The 4,361-nt window shown below is 63.5% G+C and carries 4 protein-coding genes; all 4 read left to right on the forward strand.

Going from position 1 to position 4,361, the window contains the following annotated elements; genetic code table 11:
- On the forward strand, positions 1-372 hold a 372-nt coding region (locus KA184_22425; GenBank protein MBP8132345.1), incomplete at its 5' end, for a hypothetical protein.
- Positions 369-2,075, forward strand: a complete 1,707-nt coding sequence (locus KA184_22430; protein MBP8132346.1) for a phage portal protein — start codon at positions 369-371, stop codon at positions 2,073-2,075. The genes KA184_22425 and KA184_22430, both read left to right, overlap by 4 nt.
- Positions 2,041-3,903: a phage major capsid protein gene (locus tag KA184_22435; GenBank protein ID MBP8132347.1), complete on the forward strand. Its 1,863-nt coding sequence runs from the start codon at positions 2,041-2,043 to the stop codon at positions 3,901-3,903. Before KA184_22430 ends, KA184_22435 begins: the two co-directional genes overlap by 35 nt.
- A gap of 66 nt (positions 3,904-3,969) precedes the next feature.
- On the forward strand, positions 3,970-4,361 hold a 392-nt coding region (locus tag KA184_22440; GenBank protein ID MBP8132348.1), incomplete at its 3' end, for a hypothetical protein.

Consider the following 4,361-nt stretch of genomic DNA (forward strand, 5'->3'; position numbering starts at 1 on the left):
GCGGGCGCGTGGGCGCTGGCTTTAACATCCGCGCAAACGCTCACCCTGCCGGCCGGGAGCATCCGGTTCGACGCCATCGCCACACAGACGGTCGGTGAGGCCGTCGCGCAGGTGGTGGCCGTCGATTCCGGCGTCATCGTCGTTTCGGCGTCGCCGCTGCTGGCGTCCAAGTGGGCGACGGTGCTCGAAAGCGTGGACGCGGCCATAGCGACGTGGGGCACGAGCGACCAGCGGAGCATGAGCATCGAGGGGATGAGCGTCAACTACCGAGACATCTCCGAGCTTCTGAAGCTCCGCGCGTTTTGCGTCCGCATGGTTGCTAGGGAAACCGGCAACCGCAAGCCATCCATTATCCGGGCTAGGTTCACATGACGGCCAAGGCCACCACCAGCAAAACAAAAAGCACGCGGGCCGGGAAAGCCGCTGTAGCCAAGCCCATCTCTTCATCGAAATCGAAGCACGTCGCCGTCCGCTCGTTCGCGGCGGCGCAGACCGACCGCCTGCTGGCCGGATGGCGGCTGGACGGCGGATTCAGCGCGCAGGAAATACGCGGCCAGCTCGCCACGATTCGCGGGCGTTCGCGCGAGATGGCGAAAAACAACCCGCACTTCAAGCGTTGGTTGCAGCTCATCTCCATAAACGTCGTCGGCGACGGGTTTGGCTTCAAGTCCACGCCGCACGACGGGTTCCCAGGCGCAAAGGATTTCCGGCTGGACGCGCTTGCTTCTCGTTTCATCGAGTACCACTTCTGGCGGTGGTCGACGTGGCGCGACCCGGAGACGAACCTGACGTGGTGCGACGCTACCGGGCGCAAGACGCTCGCCGAAATGGACGCGCTAAACGCCAAGACGGAGGCGCGGGACGGCGAGTATTTCATGCTTCCGCAGGTGGCCGACAATCCCTACGGCATATCCTTCCGCATCGTCCGGCCGGACGCCTGCGACGAAACCTATTTCCGCGAGGCCACGGCGACGGAGAATCCAGTCTATTGCGGCGTCGAACTGGATCGCCGCACCGGCGCGACGGTGGCCTATTATTTCCATTCGACGGACCCGAAGAGCGGCTACTACGGGAGGGGCGGGCCGCTGCTGCGCGTTCCGGCCGCGAAGGTGATCCACGGGTTCATGCCGGAGGACGAAGACCAGACGCGCGGGATTCCGTGGGGCCACGCGGCGCTCGTAAAGCTGAAAATGCTCGAAGAGTACGACAAGGCCGAAATCACGGCGGCGCGGGACGAGGCTTGCAGCGTGCGGACCTATTTCGCGCACGGCGACGATCCAGAAGGAATCCGCGACTTGACGCTTGAAGACTACGCCGACGAGGCGAACGCCTATATGCAGGAGAAGGAACCGGGGCAGGCGGAAGTCCTGCCGCCAGGCTGGGATTCCAAGGTCAACGTTCCGCAGCATCCGAACCGCGAGCTGACGGCGTTCAAGGCATCCATGCTGCGCGACGTGGCGAGCGGGTTCGGCGTCGAATATTCCAATTTCAGCAACGACTGGGCTGGCGTTTCGTTCTCATCCGTTCGCGTCGGGACCATCTCCGAACGAGACATGTGGACGCAGCTCCAAAATAAGTTCATCGCCCAGAACAAGTCGCCGGTTTTCCTCATGTGGCTCAAGTCGTTTTTGGGACTCGCCGTCAGCGGCACCTACCCGGCGGAGAAGTTTCCGAAGTTCGCGGAGCACGAGTTCCGCGGGCGGCGCTGGATGTGGGTGGACCCGATGAAGGACATGAACGCCGCCGACATGGCCGTTTCGCGCGGATGGAAGACGAACGCGCAGGTGGCCGCCGACTTGGGTACGGACTTCGACGACAACGTCGAGGAATTGAAGCGCGAGGAAATCGTCAAGGCCGGAGATACGAAGGAGGCCGTCCCGGTGTTGAACGGAGCGCAAATAACCGCCGCTCTGGAAATCATGCAGTCATACGCGACCGGAGGAATCGGAAAGGAAGCGGCCATTGCGCTGCTTACGGCGGCGGGGGTTCCGCAGGACGCCGCGATGAACATGGTCGGAAAGCAGAAAGTTGAAAAACCACATGAAGAAGAAAAACCAGCAACCGACGAAGAATAGCGAACCCGCGCCGTCCATCGACGCCCGCGCCATACGATACCGCGAGGCGGCGTTCGAGGTGCGCGGAGAGGGCGAGGAGCAGAGCGTCCGCATGAGCGTTTCGAGCGAGGCGCCCGTGCTGTCCTATGTGGACTTCAACGGCCAGTGGATTCGCGCCTACGAAATCCTCGACCACGGCGAGAAGTCAATCGACATGAGCCGTTGCAAGGACGGGCTTGTGATTTTGGATACGCACGGCGGCGACCAGATCGGGCTGATGAGCGTGGAGCTGAACGACCGCAAGATGGGCGGGCCGGTCGAATTTTGCACGGGCGCGAGGGCGCAGGAGATCAAGCAGGACGCGGTGCGGAAACTGCGGCGCAACACATCCGTGGGATACCGGGTGGACGCCGACAGCTACCGTCTCGAAGGCGAGCAGGACGGAATCCCGGTGGTTCGGGCGATGTCATGGATGCCCTACGAGGCGAGTTTCGTCCCGGTTCCGGCCGATCCGGGCGTCGGCGTGGGCCGTGCCGAGGCAGAAGTAAATAAACAAATCGCCGGACAACCCGGCAAGGAGACCAAGAAAATGGAACCCAAAGAAATGGCGGGCCTGTTCGCCCGCGCCGCCAAGTTCGGCATCGAAGCCGACAAGGTGCAGGAGATGATCGACGACGGCAAGGGCCGCGCCGATCTGGACGCGATGATCGTCGAGAAGCAGGCGAAGGACGCCGAGGCGCTCCGCAAGGACGCCGAGGCGCTCCGCAAGGAGGTCGAGGCGCTGAAGGCCCGCAAGCCGGAAGCCGCCCAAGCCACCAAGGCCGACATTGAGGCTCCCGCCGTTGTCATCGGCAAGGACCGCAAATATAGCGTGATGAACGTTCTCCGCAATCTCGCCGGCGAAAAGTCCGACGTCGGGTTTGAAACGGAAATCTCGCAGGAACTCGGCCGCCAGCGTGGCAAGACCCCGAAGGGCGTTATCATCCCCTTTGCGGCCCTTTCGCAACGCGACCTGTCCGTTAGCGGCACGTCGAGCGCGACCGTGGCGACCTACCTCGACAGCGCGAACTTCATCGACCTGCTGCGGACGAAGTACGTCATCGGGCAGGCGGGCGTGACCTTCATGCCCGGCGTGGTCGGCAACCTGTCGATCCCGAAGATGAGCGCTGGCGCGACCGCCTACCACGTCGCCGAGGGTTCGGACGTCACCGAAAGCACTCCGACGCTGGCGAACGTCACCGGCTCGCCGCACACCATCGGCGCGTTGGTCGACGTGACCCGCCGGATGCTGGAGCAGAGCACACCCGCCATCGAGGCGCTGGTTCGCACCGAGATCGAGGAACGCCTCATGCGCGGCGTCCAGATCGCGGTGTTCGCCGGCAGCGGCGAAAGCGGCCAGCCGAGCGCGATCACCAACGCGACGGGGATCAACAATCCGAGCGTGACGAAGGGGACTCCCACCTATGCGGAAATCCTGAACTTCCCCGGCAACATCATGGCGGACAACGCCGAGGCCGACGGGCAGAAGTTCATCATGACCGCAGAAGTTTGGGCGAAGCTGGCCGCGACGCTCGTCGGCGCGGACGGCGCACGCACGGTCCTCGATCCGGTCAGCAAGACCTGCATCGGCTTCCCGTACTTCACCACCGAGGACGTTCCCGCGAACAGCCTGTGGTTCGGCGACTGGTCCACCGTCGTGGTCCCCTTCTGGGGCAACGGCGTGGAAATCGCCAGCGACAACGCGAAGTTGTTTGCGTCCGGCGGAATCACCCTGCGCGCGCTGCTTGACTACGACGTCATGGTGCGACAGGGCGCGAAGCTGGCCTATAACACGGCCGTCACGTCCTAGTCAACCAACCAATGATGGCCCCGGCCGGTTGATTCCGGTCGGGGCCGCATAAGGAGAAACAACAAAGTGAAAAAGATCCTGATTTTCGCGCTGGTGGCCGCCGCCGCGCTTTCGGCGTTCGGCCAGTCCGACGCCAACCAGATGAAGTACGTGGAGATTCTTTCGCCCACGGCTTCTCTGTCCACGACCGGCACTACCGTCAGCGTAGCTGCATACAAGGGCAACGCGACCCTGGCCGTCCAGATGAGTCCGTACATCGCCGCCGCAACCTGCACCGTGACCATCGCCCATGCGTCGTCCACGACAGGAACTTGGTACACGGTGACGAACACCGCCGGCACGGCCGCGACCTTCTCGCAAGTCGGCCCGGCCACCACTGCGGTGCAGACGGTGAGCATCGACATGGCTAGGCTGAAACCCTACGTGCGGGCGGTTGTTCTGCAATCCGGCGAGGATAC

This window comes from Candidatus Hydrogenedentota bacterium (assembly GCA_018005585.1).
Lineage (GTDB): Bacteria > Hydrogenedentota > Hydrogenedentia > Hydrogenedentales > JAGMZX01 > JAGMZX01.